Below are 16287 nucleotides of genomic sequence, written 5' to 3'. Positions count from 1 at the left end.
TGATGTCTTCTCGTATCAGGTTACGATGCAGCAAAACGAGTATCCGTCTTGATCGAGCCCCTTTTGGCTCCCAGTTTCGATTTGCTTTGATGAGGGCGTTGGCGAGTTCGATGAGTTTCCGCATTAAATTCCGCAGGCAGTTAGCGGTTACTCTTGGGAGGTATCACGTCGATAGCGCCTTGCTCCCAGATCATGTTTCTGATCCAGTCAGCGTCATATGCCTTGTCCACCAGCACAATTTGGCCGGGCCGCAGCTTGTCGAGCAGCGTCTTGCACGGCGGTGCATCATGGGCCTGGCCTCGATTTACAGAATTTGTCGCCGCCAGTGCCACTGGCTCAACAGTTATTCAAAAGGGACCCCATGCTTCGGTGCGTACCGCGTGGCGCTTAAAGGCGACCTTATTCGGGACTTTACCTGATCCTGGCCGAAGGGCATGGTCAGAACCATAAACGTGTTGGGGTTTTGAAAAGGTCACTCATGTCTGTCTCTGAAGCCATCGAATTTGTCTGCGAAGTCTTCTTCGATCCAACAATCGAGCACCCAGATTGCGGCGATAAAGTACGAAACATTGCAAAGAACTACAGAACCTGGGCGCGTGTATTCACGCACACGGGGAATTTGTATGACTTTCTCAAATTTCTGGAAGGAGCTCCAGACACGGAAGTGATTTCCAACCAATCGCGCCTAGGACTTAAGAAAATTACTGAACTGATTCCTCAATTCGAGATGCAATTTCAGAATGAATTAGATGAACGCCTCGATACAGATGGCCTTCAAGTTGGTCAGACTTACCCAACGCATATGATTCACGCAATATGTGGTAGCTATGACCTTAGAAGTGGCGGGATTCTTCCTGTACTCCGGCACAACGGGAAACCAGAGTTCGTTGCGATAAAGGCTACGCTCAGCGGCGGAACTTATCCCAATGAATGGCTCGATCGGGGCCGACGCCTGAAATACTTCATGAAGGCCATTAGTGGGACATTTAAAGAGACCTACCAAGACAACGCTGCGATCATCAATAATCCCCAAAGCCCAGTTCTCGTATTTGTGCGAAATACAGATAAGGAAAAGTTCACCTACTGGGGCCGGTTCTTCCCGTTTGCTATCCATACAGAAAATGACGGCTCGAAATGGTTCGAGCTGGTCGAATGGTCAAACGGCTTGGGTGCCCTTCCGGCGGCCACTGCAGCGCAGACATCCCTGGATGAACAAGTTCAACAGTCTATCAAACTTGACCCAGAAGCGCGCCGACGGCGCCTCGCTGAAGCTCCGCAGCAGCCGGAGAAGCAAAAGGCTACAACAACAATATTCAAGAGAAACCCAGACGTTATCGCAGAGGTGCTATTCCGTGCTAATGGCATCTGTGAAGCATGTCATGCGCCAGCCCCATTTGAACGCCTGTCAGATGGGACGCCCTATCTCGAAGTGCACCACAAGATACCACTAGCAAAGGACGGCCCTGACACGGTTGAGAACGCCGTTGCACTTTGCCCAAATTGCCATCGTCGCGAGCACTCCGGACCGGCCGTTTGGTCTCATTGAGCCATTGATGGGAAACCCTATGCCGACCGAATTCTTGAAGTTCAGACCAAAACCAGCAAGCGCAACCATCCTGTTTGCGCATAGTGCCGATGCGCAGAGGGATTCACCTACAATGAAAGCAATTGCTGACGCATTGGCTGAACAGGGTCTTAGAATTGTTTGGTTTGAATTCTCCTACATGGCCAAACGTAGAACTGAGGGCACCAGGAAGCCCCGCCACGCGCCGAAAAACTGAACTCAGAGTACCTGGCCGCAATCGATGCGCTCCATGTCGACGGCCCATTGATCATAGGCGGGAAGTCCATGGGCGGCCGTGTCGCCAGCATGATTGCGGATGAATTGTTTGAAGCGAATCGCATCGCCGGGTTGCTCTGCGTGGGCTACCCATTTCATCCAATTGGGAAACCCGAGAGGCTAACTTGCAATCATGGAATTTTGTCCCGGATACATCTGCCCCTGTCCAGTTCGTCAGAGACAGATTATATGCCGAAAATCGGGCGTCAGATATCTGCGCATTGCTGACCTTGGTGCATGGCGCGGCAAAAGCTACCGTGTAAGTCCGACCCACTTCATCCTGAGAGACAACACAATCAGTCGCCACGCGTTTCCCGTGGCCCAATTGATCCCCGCGTGATCAAGGGAGTCGAGATTATCATATGTTCAATATTCGATCTATCTCCATTGATCCGACCGATGAGACATTGCATTGCCTTCTGCCCGAACTCGTAGGTTGGCTGATCCACGACCGAAATTTGTGGTGTCGTCACCTTTGTCCAATCCGCGTCAAACCATGAGACAAAGGAAAGGTCGGACGGGAAACGAACGCCGCGTTCTTTAAAAGCCTTGTAAAGTGAGGCACCGATCAGACTGTCAGAAGCCAACACGGCTGTGATCGACGGCTCATGCGCAAGGATGGTCGCAACGATGTCCTGCGCACTTTCCTCTCCGATGACATTTTGAAAAACAAGACCCATCCGGTCTTCTGATTCTGCACGTTCTGACGCCGTTAGAAATGCTTGAATCCGGTTGCGCACAGCCGTAATTCCAATTTCGTCGAGATCAAAGAGGCGCCCACCCTGAAATCCTACCGCGGTCACATAGGCGACATTCTGGTGTCCGAGGTCATGAAGATGACGCATTACCCGGTCCGTTGCAGCGGCGTCATCGCCACAGACAGAATCAGCTTCCAGATGATCGGCCACACGGTCGAAGGTCACGACAGGTATACCAGAAGAAATCGCTGCCTCCAGATGGGCCGTGTCACGGACATCAGTTGGCGCGACAATCATCCCTGCCACGCGTTGTCGCATCAGAACCGCAACCATTTCACGCTCCTGTTCGAGGTCTTCGTTCGAATTCGTGATGATAAGATTTAAACCCGCCGCATTCGCAGCATCGCTAATCCCACGCACGGCGCGGCTGAAAAACGCGTTTTCTATGTCTCCGACCACAACACCGATGAGTCCTGTGCGCCCGGTGCTCATGGACCGCGCCAGTTCATTCGAGCGATACCCCAGTTTCTCTGCCGCCTCTGTGACCGCATTACGTGTCTTTTCGCTTGCCACGCCATAGCCACCTAATACCCGCGCAGCGGTCGCTTTCGACACTTTAGCCGCGCGCGCCACATCGGCAACCGTGATCGACGTCTTCTTGCTGCTCATTTTCACCGTTCCGATGTCCCTTTTTACAAATTCTTTAGCAAAATGGTTGACGCGAATCAAAATATTCAGAAACAGTATACATATTGAGACCGGTCTCAATCTATAAAATCATCAATTAATACCGGTCTCAAATTCAAAACGCCGCAACGGCCAAAATTCTTAAGCCAAAACAATACGGCACTCACAACAGTGGAGAAAACGCACATGATCACCCTTCCCCTCTCAAAAATCGCCGCAACTGCCGCCAGCATTCTGTGCGCGGCCACAACGATGACAAGCGCGGCGCAGGCCGAGGAAAACCCCTACAATCTCATCACGCCCGGCACAGTGAGCGTTGGCACGCTCGGAGATGCAAAACCCTATGCTTTCACATCCGCAGCCGGTGAGTTTTCGGGGTTCGATGTCGAATTTCTGAAAAACGTGCTTGGTCGTCTTGGCTTCGAAGAGGATCAGATTCTTTTCACAGGTCAGGATTTCGCAGCCCTCCTTCCTTCGGTGTCCAACGGACGTTTTGACATAGCCGCGGGGGCCATCGGGATTACCGAACAGCGCGCTAAGGTTGTCGACTTCTCCGACGGCTATCTTGCCGGATATCTCACCGTGCTCTCCGGCGATGAGACAATTTCCGAAGACGTAAGCACTTTGGCCGGGAAACGATTGGGCGTCGTGCAAGGCACGTTGCAGGAAAACTATGCAAAAAAGACATTTACAGACACGGATATCGTCCAGTTCCCCGACAACAACACAGGGGTTGCGGCGCTCAACAATGGTACGATTGATGCGCACTTCCTCGATTTCGAAGCCGCAAAAAGTTATGGCGAACGTTACGGACTAGATCTGAAGGTCAATATCCCCTCTTTCAACGCCCCCGCAGGGTTTGCCGTCAAACCGGGCAATGAAACATTGCGCGACGCCCTGAACGAGGCGCTGCATTCCGCGATGGAAGATGGCACTTGGCGCGATCTCTATCAGAAATGGTTCCCCGGCTCGCCTATGCCAGAACAATACTTGCCGTCCAACGGTTGATCCTGCCTTGCGTCCCGGCCGCCGGCATCCGTCGGCGGCCCTTTTGCTTCCTATAATACAGGCGATGCCCCTCGCGTCACCCTCTGGAGATCTCTCAAATGTGGTTAGAAAACCTGCGCCGGACATTCCTTGATTGGGATGCCATGGCCGAAATCTTGCCGATTATGCTCACCACCGGCCTCAAGAACACCCTGATCCTCGCATTCGCATCAACAATCATCGGCATATTCATTGGAATCGTCCTCGCCGTCATGGGCATTTCGCGTTCCAAATGGCTGCGCGTTCCGGCACGAGTTTACACCGATATCTTTCGTGGTCTGCCCGCCATCGTCACCATCCTTTTGATCGGTCAGGGTTTTGCGGGATTGGGGCGCGAACTCTTCGGGCCGTCCCCTTATCCCCTTGGAATCTTTGCGCTCAGTCTGATTGCGGGTTCTTATATAGCCGAGATTTTCCGTGCCGGCATCCAAAGTGTGCCGACCGGTCAAATGGAAGCCTGTCGCGCGCTGTCCATGAGCTACGGTCAAGGGATGCGCCTTATCGTCGTGCCACAGGGCATCCGCCGTGTCCTCCCGGCTCTGGTCAACCAATTCATTTCCAACGTCAAAGATTCAAGCCTTATCTATTTCCTGGGCCTCCTTGCGTCAGAACGCGAGATCTTCCGTGTCGGCCAAGATGCCGCCGTGGTGACGGGCAATCTGTCCCCCTTGCTTCTGGCGGGTATTTTCTACCTTGTTATCACTGTTCCGCTGACGCATCTGGTCAACTACTTCGATCACCGCCTCCGCACCGGAAAACGTCTGTCGAACCTGCAAACTGCCAGTGGGCTTGAAGAGGTCGATGAACTCAATGACGTGCCTCGTAACACCTCGGAGGCAACGAATTTCAACGGCGGTAGCCTGTCGATCGAAGGCCTCCGAGTGAAGTACGGCGAAATGGAAGTCCTGCGCGGTATTGATCTCGAGGTTCCGAAAGGCTCCGTAACCTGCGTCATCGGCCCGTCGGGCTCCGGCAAATCCACACTGTTGCGCAGCCTCAACCGATTGGTCGAAATGAATGCGGGCAAGGTCTATCTAGACGGTTCCGACATCCGCAGCATGAAGCCAGAAACTCTTCGCGCACGGGTCGGCATGGTGTTCCAGCATTTCAACCTGTTTCCCGACCATTCGGCGCGCGAGAACATCATGCTCTCACTCACAAAGATCAAAGGCATGAGTCGCGACGAGGCCCGTAGCATTGCCGATGCACGGCTTGCGGATGTGGGTCTACAGGGGCGTGGGGACCATCGTCCTGCAAATCTTTCGGGCGGGCAGCAACAGCGCGTCGCCATTGCCCGCGCTTTGGCTATGGACCCGGAAGTGGTTCTGTTCGACGAGGTGACCAGCGCCCTTGATCCCGAGTTGGTGAAAGGTGTGCTGAATCTAATGGCCGATCTGGGACGGCGCGGAATGACCATGGTTGTCGTTACGCACGAGATGGGGTTTGCTCGTCAGGTAGCCGACCAGATCGTGTTCATGGATGAGGGGAAAATCGTCGAATCCGGCACCCCAGATGAGATGTTCAACGCACCGCAAACCGACCGTCTCAAGAAATTCTTTGCGGAGGTTCTCTAAAACATGTCCGATCAAAATACCGATATTGTGCCCCTGCGCTGGGGAATCCTCAGCACCGCCAGCATCGCGCGAAAAGCCATGCTGCCTGCACTTCGGGCGGCGCAAGGCTGTACCCTCGCCGCCATCGCCTCTCGCGATGCGGCACGGGCAAGCGAGGTTGCGCAGCGTTTTGATATTCGCCGCACATATAACAGTTACGAGGCGCTGCTCGCGGATCCAGATATCGATGCAGTTTATAATCCTTTGCCTAATCACCTGCATGTGCCGATGACGCTCAAGGCGCTTGAGGCGGGCAAACATGTGTTGTGCGAAAAGCCTCTTGCTCTGACCTTCGCTGAGGCGGTTCGGTTGACCGACGCCGCGCGCCGGTGTGGGAAAGTCGTGGCCGAGGCCTACATGACGCGCCACCACCCGCAATGGAAACGCGCGAAAGCACTTGTCCAGGCGGGACGGATCGGGCGTCTCACCGGAATTCAGGCCCTGTTCAGCTATTACAACACCGACCCAGCCAATGTCCGGAACCAAACGGACATCGGCGGTGGCGGCCTCAATGACATCGGGTGCTACGCGATAGATACAGCACGGTTCTTTTTCGACAGCGACCCCGAAGCCCTCACAGCCACAATGGATCGGGATCCGGCGTTCGGAACCGATCGTTTAACCACCGGTGCGGCCCGCTTCTCGGGCGGGGGGCACCTCGGGTTCACCGTGGCGACACAATCGGCGCTTGTACAGCAGCTGACCCTGTTGGGAACCGAAGGCTATATTACCCTCGAGGCGCCGTTCAATTGTCCGCCGGACCATTCCGCGCATCTGGTCATCGATATGGGAGCGGACCTGCTCGGCGGCGGGCGTGAGATTGAGACGATCGCCCCCGCGGATCAATACCGCGCACAGGCGGAAAGTTTTGCCGATCACGTCCTGACAGGCGCTCCAATGCCATCCTCCTCGGCTGACATTTGTCGCAATGCTGCGGCGCTTGAAACACTTGCTCGTGCGGCCGAAACCGGTCGCTGGGAGTCCTTGCACTATAACGAAACCCTCAGAGGAGTCTAACCATGCCATACCCAACCCCACTTATCGACAGCGCCGTTATCATCGGCGGTGGCATTTTCGGTGTTTCGACAGCGGCGCAACTCACACGCATGGGCGTAGCCGTTACCCTCATCAATGACGGGCCTCTGGCAAATGGGGCGTCCGGCAGGTCGCTGGCATGGCTAAACACCGCACGGCGGCGCTCCCTCCCGTATCATCGACTTCGGCAAGCAGGTATGGAACGGTATCGCGTTCTATCTGATACTTATTCTGATGCCGACTGGCTGTGTTTCGGAGGCGGTCTCACATGGGATTTGGAGGGGCCGAAGAATGAAATTCCCGAAGTCTATCGCTATGAACGCAACCTTGGCTATGAAGCGCATCTGCTGTCCGGCGAAGAAGTTACACACAAAGTGCCCGGCGTGAACGGTGCGGCTGTCACCAAAACAGGGGCGATCCTGAACCCGAACGAAGGCTGGGTCGATTTACCCGCGCTCATCGCTATCCTCGCAGAAGAGATCAACTCTGCTGGAGGCAAAATCATTACGGATGCGGGTAAAGCCACGCCTGTCGTAACGGAAGGGCGAGCAACAGGAGCGCGGTGCGATGATGGGCGGGATTTCGGGGGCGATGTCGTCCTGTTGGCCACCGGCCCCGCAGTACCCGCCATGGCTGCGACCCATGGGATTAAAATCGGAGATGGCACGCCAATTGCCGTTCTGGTCGAAACCCAACCCGTCGATCATCCCCTCCGCGCCGTCTTGAACACACCTTTTGTGGCAGTGCGTCGGACCATAAACGGAGCATTCTACCTCGACTCCGACTGGCCCGAGGAGGAGGTAACTCAACGTGCCGACGGGGGGTATGATCTGCCGGACTGGGTAGCAGAGAAATTGATTGATGAAGCCCGCAAAGTGCTCAATCCTGCACCCGACTTGAGCGTCATTGACGTGCATTTCGGACCGAAGCCTATCCCTAGTGACGGTGACCCGGTGTTCGGCGAACTGGCAGAACTCCCCGGATGTTTTGTAGCCTTTTCCCATAGCGGCGCGACACTCGGCCTGATAACGGGCGAACTTCTGGCTGAAGAAATGGCTTTGGGCATCCGTCATTCTATGCTCAAACCGTTCCGACCGGAACGGTTTGCGGACTGAAATACAAACAATCTTGCATACCACGTCTCTGTTAATTCCAGTGGAGACGTGGTTCATTCGCAGTTTAACCCAAAATCAGCGTGCCTTCCGCACCCTGTTTTACAATGAACACCTTTTGTGCGTCCGTGAATTTTGATGCTTTCATCGTTTGCGAAGATTATGTTTATGTGAGCTGTGTTTGGCCCATGATCCGACCTCTGTTTCACCAGACACCTAAGCGGTTTCGACTTTAGCCTCAATGAACACGCCAGCACACGAACAACAATATGCAGTCGTCTATTGACTTTGACATCGAACAAAACAAAGGGAAATCAACATGACAGGTGTGTAGAAATTAAGAGCCTCCTCACTACCAACGTCACTCTCTCCGTTCCTTGCACTCCAAATTCAGGAAAATACACACCCCGCTCAGGCGTTCATATTCGGTAGCGCTCACAAGCACGAAGCTCAAAACTCCATAGCGCGTGATCCCGACTGGTTCTTCGCTGGCGCATGACAATACCTCCAGCCTATGTCTGGCTAAGTATGTGGAAGAAAAGGTTTTCATGGACGTTTCCTTTGCCCTGAGAACTTTAATTTGATTTAGAATTTCTCGACCCGAGCCTTCAGCACAGAGCCACAAATGAAACTTCAGAAGCGCTATCTTCTCGACGCACTCCCTGCACTAGTTCCACTGGGACCCCCGCCTCCATTTTTATTGGATAGAAGGCCAAGCTTTCGTTCAGTCCAGCGCTGCGCCATACCCGTAGACGCTTGTGCGCCGGCAGAAAGGGCGGCGGCAATAGACGGCAGCAAGAAGAACATCACAAACGAAGCAGCCAGCATACCAAAGAAAAAGAACATTCTCAGCCGGGCAGATAGCGTCGCGGTTTCCGATATCGCCTCTTGCAGCATTGCGATCAGGACAAGGCCCAGAACATAGGTTAACAACTTCAAAACACCGAAGTTCAGGATTTGCGCCAGCCATGAAAAGAACCACCCTCTCGAAAAATCAAATAGCGCGAACGCAATGAACAAAGGACCAACAGCCGCCATCATGGTCAAACCCAGGGTGATAAGGAGCGAAACTGCAAACACAATCGCAGCGACCACACCGCCAGTCACCATCATGATTGCATAGTAAAGCGCGCCCGTGATTTTTCCGCTCACACCCTGAGAAACATAGAACTTTTGTATTTCGTCGGCGATACGAGCTGTTTCGCGAAAGATGGCATCCGCAGGAAGCGTATTGCCTGCCTCCCCGCCAGCCAACTGATCAATAAACTCAGGAACGCCAGAGGTAATCGTGCTACCGGCCCATGAAGTATAGTCCCCCGCTTTCACGACGAGGGTCCAAATCACAAGCAATTTCATGGCTCTGAATGTAAAATCCATCACAGGCTCTTGGATCGAGCCCCTCATGACGGCCCAGCCATAGAGGATGATGTAAAGGGTCATGGCCGCAGACAGCGGTGCGGCTAGTGTTCCAGACATTGAGCTAGCGATTTCTGCGGCTACCTCTGTCGTGTTGTCAATGAAGCCGCTATAGATGCTTTGCCACATGCTCAATCCTCGCTGGATGTGTCGCCAAAATATTTATCCAAGTTTTCAAGATCCTTTGCGCTGGTCGCCTGTGACAGGGCGTCTCTGGCGTTGATGCAGTCTGCATCGAGATCCGATCCGTTTTTCACTTCACATTCATCGAGCATCGCTTGCCGCGCTTCTGGATGTTCGATGTAATACTGAACAGTCTGAGGGGATTTCACATCGTCTTTGCAGGCGCTTAGAGTGACCATAGCAGCCAATATAATGCTGATTTGTTTCATGAATTAGTCTCCGAAATAGGTATCGAGGTCTGAGATGTCTTTTTCACTGACTTGGAGTAAGGCTTCTGTGGCCCGTCGCTCCTCGGCTTCAAGCTGGGCCTCCTGAAGCATCGCCATACCCTGAATGCGCACGACATCGTTCTGAAGCATGGCTTGCTCCACCGCGATGCGAGCGTTCAGAGCGTCAATTTCTTTCTGGGTCGAAGCTGATCCGATTTGCTGGCGCAGCTTGTCCAGTCCTTCAAGGCGCTGATCAGAAACGGCAACAATACGTTCCGCTACAGCGCCTTTACGGCTGGTGCTGTTGCGTATGCGGGCAACTTCCTGCGCATAGAAATCCTCTGCTGAAATGTCGTCGTCAGCCATAGTGGAGAAGTCTTCAAATTTTTGAGCCGTTGCGGATAGGTCGCCCGTGAGATCATTCAGTTTGAGGTCAAACGCGGTTGCGACCTCTTGGGCGTCTGTGCCGAGAATTTCTCTCACTTCACTATCGTTCAAAAGGCTTACGATATCGTCCATATCGGTCATGCCATTGATTGATTCATAGAGCTGAACAGCCTGCTCATATTCTTTGACAAGCTGGGCAATCTCTTGGGCGAACTGCTGCTTCTGGTTCGCGAGACTTGTGGCATCAATGACGGGAACGCCTTGAGCAAACCCGGAATGAGCCATGAAACATCCGAAGACGACAGATGCTGATAGTAGGTTTCTCATGCTTTTCTCCTTAAGTAGCTTATTTGCGTGGTGAGGGGCTGACCGAATGTACCCGCCATAAGCGGGCCTGAGCCCCTGCACCCTCTCGCGCGTAGAGGTCAGCAACCACGAGTGCCGCCGTTCCCGCTGACTGGCGCGCATGTGCTGTTAATTCGTGGGAAATACTCAACGTGTCCGCGAAAGGCTTCAGCAGTACAGCGACACACTGGCTCCACAGCACTCCCGCGATCCCCACACCAATCAGCACACGGGGTAACGCCGACTGCGAAAGGCAAAGGTCTGATGGGGAACCGCAACTCAGCATGTCCCGCCAGAGAAGCATCAGCCAGACGCACACAATGAGAACGGTTATCAGCATCACCAAAACTACTATTCGCATCAGGCAATTGAATCCGTTTCTCGGTCCAAATCCGCCAAACCACAGACACACACGATAGGTTTGAATTTTCATTCGAGTGTTCAGCGATACTGATGGTCCTTCATGAGAATTTTGAGGCTTGATCATCACACAGCACCCCACATGAGAGAACTGGTGAGGTCGAGTCGAAAGGGCTTGTCCATTCTCTCGCACGGCCTCGGCTCTACGACAGAAAGCCAGGAACCGAGAAGCGTTGCTCTTTGGGTCGGCTGTTCAGCGTTCGAGATCACAATGCCACCTCTGCGCCACTGAGTTCTTCTTCGGAAACCAATCCGCGCGATAGCAATTCAGCGGCCTGACTTCGAGAGATGTGCTGGCACATCCAATAACGCCCACGGACCCATCCGGCGAGTTGCTGAAAATACTCGTCCTCGCGCTTCACTACCTCAATCAGTTCCGCTCGCATTTCTCCGATATGTCGCTGCCAGCGGCTCTCACGGAACCAGTTATCGGAGAAACAAATCTTCGAACGCGTATATCCTTCGGTCTCGACCGCATAGGCTTTGACCGCACTTGCGATCTCCTCCACCGTTACCCCCTTCTCGATGGCATGTTTGAAATGCTTGTGGCAGGTGGCCTTATCCCGCCGCCGATCCTCTGGGTAAGCACACCAAACTTTCTCGAAATTCGGATCAATGGCCTCGCGCGCGCCTGGGCGCGTAGGTGGTTTCTGGATGGTTTTAGGATGGTTTGGGGCCCGCTCTGGACCCCGTACCCCATCCGCTGTGAACCCCGTTCCGGGGTCATGCGGAACCCCGTCCGCTGTGGACCCCGTATAAAAATCGGACCCATCGTCCGGCTCGAAGATCGTTTCCAGACCACTCACCACGCTCAAAACAATACGATAGATAACCGTATAGCCGTTCTTGCAGGGACGTCGTCCGGTCTCGACCAGAATACCCTCACGCAGAAATTCAGTGATAGTTCGCTTGACTGTGGACTCACCAAGTTCAGTATGACGCTGGACGGTGCCTTTCGAACACCAGATCCCCGATCCATCGTCGCTCGCCTTATCAGCCAAGAACATGATGATCTGCTTACGTACGGGGCTGCCGAATTTCCTCTCGGCACAGAGGTTTGCGATCTTCCAACTCATGCCTGCCCCCCTGAAAGGCTTGAGTTAAAAGTGCATTTAAAATAGGTTGTCTGTGAGAAGACCGTGATAATGCCGTTGAGGTGGGTGGCCGCCCCCTCAACGGTTTTTCTTTGCCCTAGAAATAGCTGTAAACGGTTTACACTTGTGCCGTAAGTCCTTGATGTTTCACTAAGAACAAAAAGGGTTCGTTTACAATAAAATCTAATAAATTCAATGCATATATACGGATTGCAAATCCGTGTACACCGGTTCGATTCCGGTACTCGCCTCCATTTACTTTCAATGTGATGGCATCTTCTTTCCTCTCCGGCTCCATGTCCGTTCTCGGGCACAATTATTGTTATTCTTCTTATTGCCCGTCACGCACGGCAACCACCCTGCTCGCATATAGCCTCCCTCTCCACGACGCCGCACAGTTTATAAGCACACACGGCCAATCGGCTCCAGTTGCGAATAATTCTCAATATTTCATTTGACAGTTGAGAATGATTATCATTTACATAATGACAACAGAGACAATCATAACCCTGAAGGACGACCCATGAGTTTGAAGCGAAGCATATTTCTCGGCAGCATTGCCGCGCTGACCCTTTCCGGTGCCGCGCAGGCGGATGATAAGATGAAAGTTGTGACGACATTTACCGTGCTTGCCGATATGGCCCGCCATGTCGCCGGTGACGCCGCAGAGGTGGTGTCGGTGACCAAACCGGGTGCGGAGATTCACGGTTATGAGCCGACCCCGCGTGACATTGTACGCGCGCAGGACGCGGATTTGATCTTGTGGAACGGGTTGAACCTTGAACTGTGGTTCGAACAATTCCTGTCCAACCTGAAAAATGTGCCTTCTGTGACGCTGACCGAGGGGATTGACCCGATCTCGATTTCGGGCGGCGCCTATGAGGGGAAACCGAACCCCCACGCATGGATGGGGCTCGACAATGCCTTGATCTACATTGACAATATCGAAAAAGCCTTTGTCGAACACGACCCCGACAATGCGGAAGTTTACGCCGCGAATGCGGCCGCCTACAAAGAGGAACTGCGCGAAACGCTGGAACCTTTGCGGGCGGAGATTGCCGAAGTGCCCGAAGACAAGCGCTGGCTTGTGACTTGCGAGGGGGCGTTTTCCTATCTGGCTCGGGATTTCGACATGAAAGAGCTTTACCTCTGGCCGATGAACTCGGACCAGATGGGCTCCCCCAAACAGGTGCGCAACGTGATTGACGGGGTGCGGGAGAATGACATTCCCGTAGTGTTCTGCGAAAGCACGGTCAACACCGCCCCTGCCGAACAGGTCGCCCGCGAAACCGGCGCGGAATATGGCGGAGTGCTTTATGTCGACAGCCTCTCCGAGCCGGACGGTCCGGTGCCGACATATCTCGATTTGTTGCGCGTCACCTCGGAGACAGTGGCCAATGGGCTTGAAGCCGGCTTGAACTAGGCGCAGTTTACATACGACAGTATCCTGTCACGCGGGCTTGTGCGGTCCGCGTGACACGGTTTTTTTTGTCACAGAGCTTTTGTGGCGATCCTCGCACTCCAACAGATAGATAGAAAGACGCATATGAGACAGGACAGTTCGAAGCCCCAGACCCAAGGCCCTCAGTCAGAGGCGGGTGGCGGCATTTGGGCGCAAGATGTCACGGTCACCTATCGCAACGGCCATACCGCGTTACGTCACGCCAGTTTTGAAATTCCGCGCGGCACGGTGACCGCGCTTGTCGGTGTCAACGGGTCCGGCAAATCCACCCTGTTCAAGGCCATCATGGGGTTTGTTCCCGTGGCGCAAGGCGACATCCGCCTTTTGGGCATGTCCGTGAACGACGCCCTGCGCAAGAACCTTGTGGCCTATGTGCCGCAGGCCGAAGAGGTTGACTGGTCCTTCCCCGTCCTCGTCGAGGATGTGGTGATGATGGGGCGCTATGGCCATATGGGCTTTCTGCGCCGCCCGTCCAAGGCCGACCATGCCGCTGTCGAAGAGGCTTTGGGGCGGGTCAATATGCTCGACTTCCGGCACAGGCAGATCGGCGAGCTGTCCGGCGGGCAAAAGAAACGCGTGTTCCTCGCCCGCGCACTGGCCCAAGAGGGTCAGGTGATCCTTCTGGACGAACCGTTCACTGGCGTGGATGTAAAAACCGAAGACCAGATCATCGCCCTGTTGCGGGATCTGCGGGACGAGGGGCGCGTGATGCTGGTCTCCACCCACAACCTCGGATCGGTGCCGGAGTTCTGTGACCGCACGGTGCTCATCAAAGGCACGGTTCTGGGCTATGGTCCGACAGAGACGACATTCACCCGCGACAATCTCGAAGAAGCCTTCGGCGGGGTGCTGCGGCAGTTCACACTGGGCGGGGCCGATCTTCACGACGACGACGATCCGCGCCATGTCACCATCCTCACGGATGACGAGCGGCCTCTGGTCCATTATGGCGACAAGACCCACATTCTGGGCGAACCGCCACAGCCCGAAACCGCGCCCGACAAAGCACGGGAGGGCGATGCATGAACGTCCTACTCGAACCGTTTTCCTACAATTACATGACCAACGCCATGTGGGTCTCGGCCCTTGTGGGCGGGGTCTGTGCCTTTCTGTCCTCCTACCTGATGCTCAAGGGCTGGTCGCTCATTGGCGATGCGCTCTCGCATTCGGTCGTGCCCGGTGTGGCGGGAGCCTATATGCTGGGCCTGCCCTTCGCGCTTGGTGCGTTCATATCGGGCGGGCTGGCGGCGGCGGCGATGCTGTTTCTCTCGGAACGCTCCGGCCTCAAGATCGACGTAATCATCGGGTTGATCTTCACCTCTTTCTTCGGCCTCGGCCTTTTCATGGTCTCGCTCAACCCGATGGCCATTTCGGTCCAGACCATCACTATGGGCAATATTCTCGCCATCACGCCCGAAGACACGCTGCAACTGGTGCTGATCGGGGTCGTGTCACTCGTTGTGCTTTTGTTGAAATGGAAAGACCTGATGGTGGTGTTTTTCGATGAAAGCCACGCCCGCTCCATCGGCCTCAAACCCCGACTTTTGAAAGCGGTGTTCTTTGTGCTGCTCTCGGCCTCTGTCGTCGCGGCGATGCAGACCGTGGGGGCGTTTCTCGTGATCGCCATGGTGGTGACACCGGGGGCAACGGCCTATCTCTTGTGCGACCGCTTCCCGCGCCTGATCATAACCTCTGTGCTGATCGGCACGGTGACAAGTTTCACCGGCGCTTACATCAGCTATTTCCTTGACGGTGCAACCGGCGGGATCATCGTCTGCCTGCAAACGCTGATCTTCCTTGTGACCTTTGTCTGGGCCCCGAAACACGGGCTTCTGGCCGCCCGCGCCAAGGCGCGCGCCGCTCTCACAGAAGGAGCGCAGGAATGATCGACACGATTTTGATGCCCTTCCAGTTCGGCTTTATGCAGAACGCCTTTCTGATCTCGGCCATTGTGGCGGTGCCTACGGCCATTCTGTCCTGTTTTCTGGTGCTCAAGGGCTGGGCGCTCATGGGCGATGCAATCAGCCATGCAATCCTGCCCGGCGTGGTGCTGGCCTATATTCTCGGTCTGCCGCTCATTTTCGGGGCCTTCGTCGCGGGCATGGTCACCGCACTGGCCACCGGCTACCTGTCGGAAAACAGCCGGATCAAACAGGACACCATCATGGGGGTGGTCTTCTCCGGCATGTTCGGCCTCGGCATCGTGATGTTCGTGGCGACCCCTTCGGATGTCCATCTCGACCACATCCTCTACGGCAATATGCTGGGTGTGGAGCCGCATGACCTCTGGACCGCGGGCTCCATCGCGCTCATTGTCTCTGCCGCCTTGCTGCTCAAGTGGAAAGACCTGATGCTCCACGCCTTCGATCCGGCGCAGGCGCGGGCCTCCGGTCTGCCGGTTCAGGTCTTGCACTACGGGCTTTTAACGGTGCTCTCGCTCACCATCGTGTCGACCCTGACCGCAACGGGGCTCATCCTTGCCGTCGCGCTTCTGATCGCACCGGGTGCAATCGCCTTTCTTCTGGTCCGGCGGTTCTCAAAGATGCTGGTGGTCGCTGTGATCATCAATTTCTGTGCTATGATCACGGGTGTTTACCTCAGCTTCTGGCTCGACAGCGCCCCAGCGCCTACCATCGTGCTGTTGCAGACCGCGATTTTCCTCGTGGCCTTTGTGCGCCGGATGCGGCAGGTCAAGCGCCAAAGCCAGACGATCTGACGACAAAAGGCGGCGCAGTGTTT

Annotated in this window: 15 protein-coding genes and 1 pseudogene; 10 read left to right on the top strand and 6 right to left on the bottom strand. The window is 54.8% G+C overall.

Features of this window, described 5'->3' with window-relative positions:
* Positions 1 to 140: 140 nt before the first annotated feature.
* Positions 141 to 332, bottom strand: a complete 192-nt coding sequence (locus tag KO492_RS18870; RefSeq protein WP_216043979.1) for a transposase — start codon at positions 330 to 332, stop codon at positions 141 to 143.
* A 146-nt stretch (positions 333 to 478) separates the two neighbouring features.
* Here KO492_RS18870 and KO492_RS05225 point away from each other — a divergent pair, with 146 nt between their 5' ends.
* Together KO492_RS05225 and KO492_RS18925 are read left to right on the top strand one after the other, a co-directional pair.
* Entirely contained in the window at positions 479 to 1546 is a 1068-nt protein-coding gene (locus tag KO492_RS05225; protein WP_216043978.1) for an HNH endonuclease, read from the top strand.
* A 7-nt stretch (positions 1547 to 1553) separates the two neighbouring features.
* Positions 1554 to 2068 (top strand): annotated as a pseudogene (locus KO492_RS18925) (alpha/beta family hydrolase).
* A gap of 68 nt (positions 2069 to 2136) precedes the next feature.
* On the opposite strand, the gene KO492_RS05220 reads toward KO492_RS18925, so the two are convergent.
* Positions 2137 to 3207 carry a LacI family DNA-binding transcriptional regulator gene (locus KO492_RS05220; protein WP_216043977.1) on the bottom strand — a complete coding sequence of 357 codons (1071 nt, stop codon included), beginning with the start codon at positions 3205 to 3207 and terminating at the stop codon, positions 2137 to 2139.
* 204 nt (positions 3208 to 3411) lie between these two features.
* Here KO492_RS05220 and KO492_RS05215 point away from each other — a divergent pair, with 204 nt between their 5' ends.
* The 4 genes from KO492_RS05215 (at position 3412) to KO492_RS05200 (ending at position 8035) form a co-directional block, all read left to right on the top strand.
* Positions 3412 to 4233, top strand: a complete 822-nt coding sequence (locus tag KO492_RS05215) for an ABC transporter substrate-binding protein (RefSeq protein WP_216043976.1) — start codon at positions 3412 to 3414, stop codon at positions 4231 to 4233.
* Positions 4234 to 4331: 98 nt separating this feature from the next.
* Positions 4332 to 5846, top strand: a complete 1515-nt coding sequence (locus KO492_RS18765) for an amino acid ABC transporter permease/ATP-binding protein (protein WP_216043975.1) — start codon at positions 4332 to 4334, stop codon at positions 5844 to 5846.
* Between the two features lie 3 nt (positions 5847 to 5849).
* Positions 5850 to 6902, top strand: coding sequence for a Gfo/Idh/MocA family protein (locus KO492_RS05205; protein ID WP_216043974.1), 1053 nt, complete (start codon positions 5850 to 5852; stop codon positions 6900 to 6902).
* Between the two features lie 2 nt (positions 6903 to 6904).
* Positions 6905 to 8035 (top strand): NAD(P)/FAD-dependent oxidoreductase, encoded by a 1131-nt coding sequence (locus KO492_RS05200; RefSeq protein WP_216043973.1) that lies wholly within the window; start codon positions 6905 to 6907, stop codon positions 8033 to 8035.
* Positions 8036 to 8674: 639 nt separating this feature from the next.
* Here KO492_RS05200 and KO492_RS05195 read toward each other — a convergent pair.
* From KO492_RS05195 to KO492_RS05180, 4 genes are all read right to left on the bottom strand, one after another.
* Positions 8675 to 9577 (bottom strand): type IV secretion system protein, encoded by a 903-nt coding sequence (locus KO492_RS05195; protein WP_216043972.1) that lies wholly within the window; start codon positions 9575 to 9577, stop codon positions 8675 to 8677.
* 2 nt (positions 9578 to 9579) lie between these two features.
* On the bottom strand, positions 9580 to 9840 hold the full coding sequence (locus tag KO492_RS05190) for an EexN family lipoprotein (protein ID WP_216043971.1): 261 nt from the start codon (positions 9838 to 9840) through the stop codon (positions 9580 to 9582).
* A gap of 3 nt (positions 9841 to 9843) precedes the next feature.
* A complete protein-coding gene (locus KO492_RS05185) occupies positions 9844 to 10554 on the bottom strand; it encodes a type IV secretion system protein (RefSeq protein WP_216043970.1) in 711 nt (236 codons plus the stop codon).
* A 644-nt stretch (positions 10555 to 11198) separates the two neighbouring features.
* Positions 11199 to 12068, bottom strand: a complete 870-nt coding sequence (locus KO492_RS05180; RefSeq protein WP_216043969.1) for a hypothetical protein — start codon at positions 12066 to 12068, stop codon at positions 11199 to 11201.
* Between the two features lie 541 nt (positions 12069 to 12609).
* On the opposite strand from KO492_RS05180, the gene KO492_RS05175 reads away from it, so the two are divergent.
* From KO492_RS05175 to KO492_RS05160, 4 genes are all read left to right on the top strand, one after another.
* Positions 12610 to 13509, top strand: coding sequence for a metal ABC transporter substrate-binding protein (locus KO492_RS05175; RefSeq protein WP_216043968.1), 900 nt, complete (start codon positions 12610 to 12612; stop codon positions 13507 to 13509).
* 123 nt (positions 13510 to 13632) lie between these two features.
* On the top strand, positions 13633 to 14574 hold the full coding sequence (locus KO492_RS05170; protein ID WP_252735300.1) for a manganese/iron ABC transporter ATP-binding protein: 942 nt from the start codon (positions 13633 to 13635) through the stop codon (positions 14572 to 14574).
* Positions 14571 to 15434 (top strand): metal ABC transporter permease, encoded by an 864-nt coding sequence (locus tag KO492_RS05165; protein ID WP_216043967.1) that lies wholly within the window; start codon positions 14571 to 14573, stop codon positions 15432 to 15434. Before KO492_RS05170 ends, KO492_RS05165 begins: the two co-directional genes overlap by 4 nt.
* Positions 15431 to 16264: a metal ABC transporter permease gene (locus KO492_RS05160; RefSeq protein ID WP_066602916.1), complete on the top strand. Its 834-nt coding sequence runs from the start codon at positions 15431 to 15433 to the stop codon at positions 16262 to 16264. The genes KO492_RS05165 and KO492_RS05160 overlap by 4 nt, the downstream gene beginning before the upstream one ends.
* The last annotated feature ends 23 nt before the right edge of the window (positions 16265 to 16287 follow it).

Source organism: Celeribacter halophilus, from assembly GCF_018860305.1.
GTDB lineage: Bacteria > Pseudomonadota > Alphaproteobacteria > Rhodobacterales > Rhodobacteraceae > Celeribacter > Celeribacter halophilus_A.
This window is presented reverse-complemented; position numbering and strand designations above follow the sequence as displayed.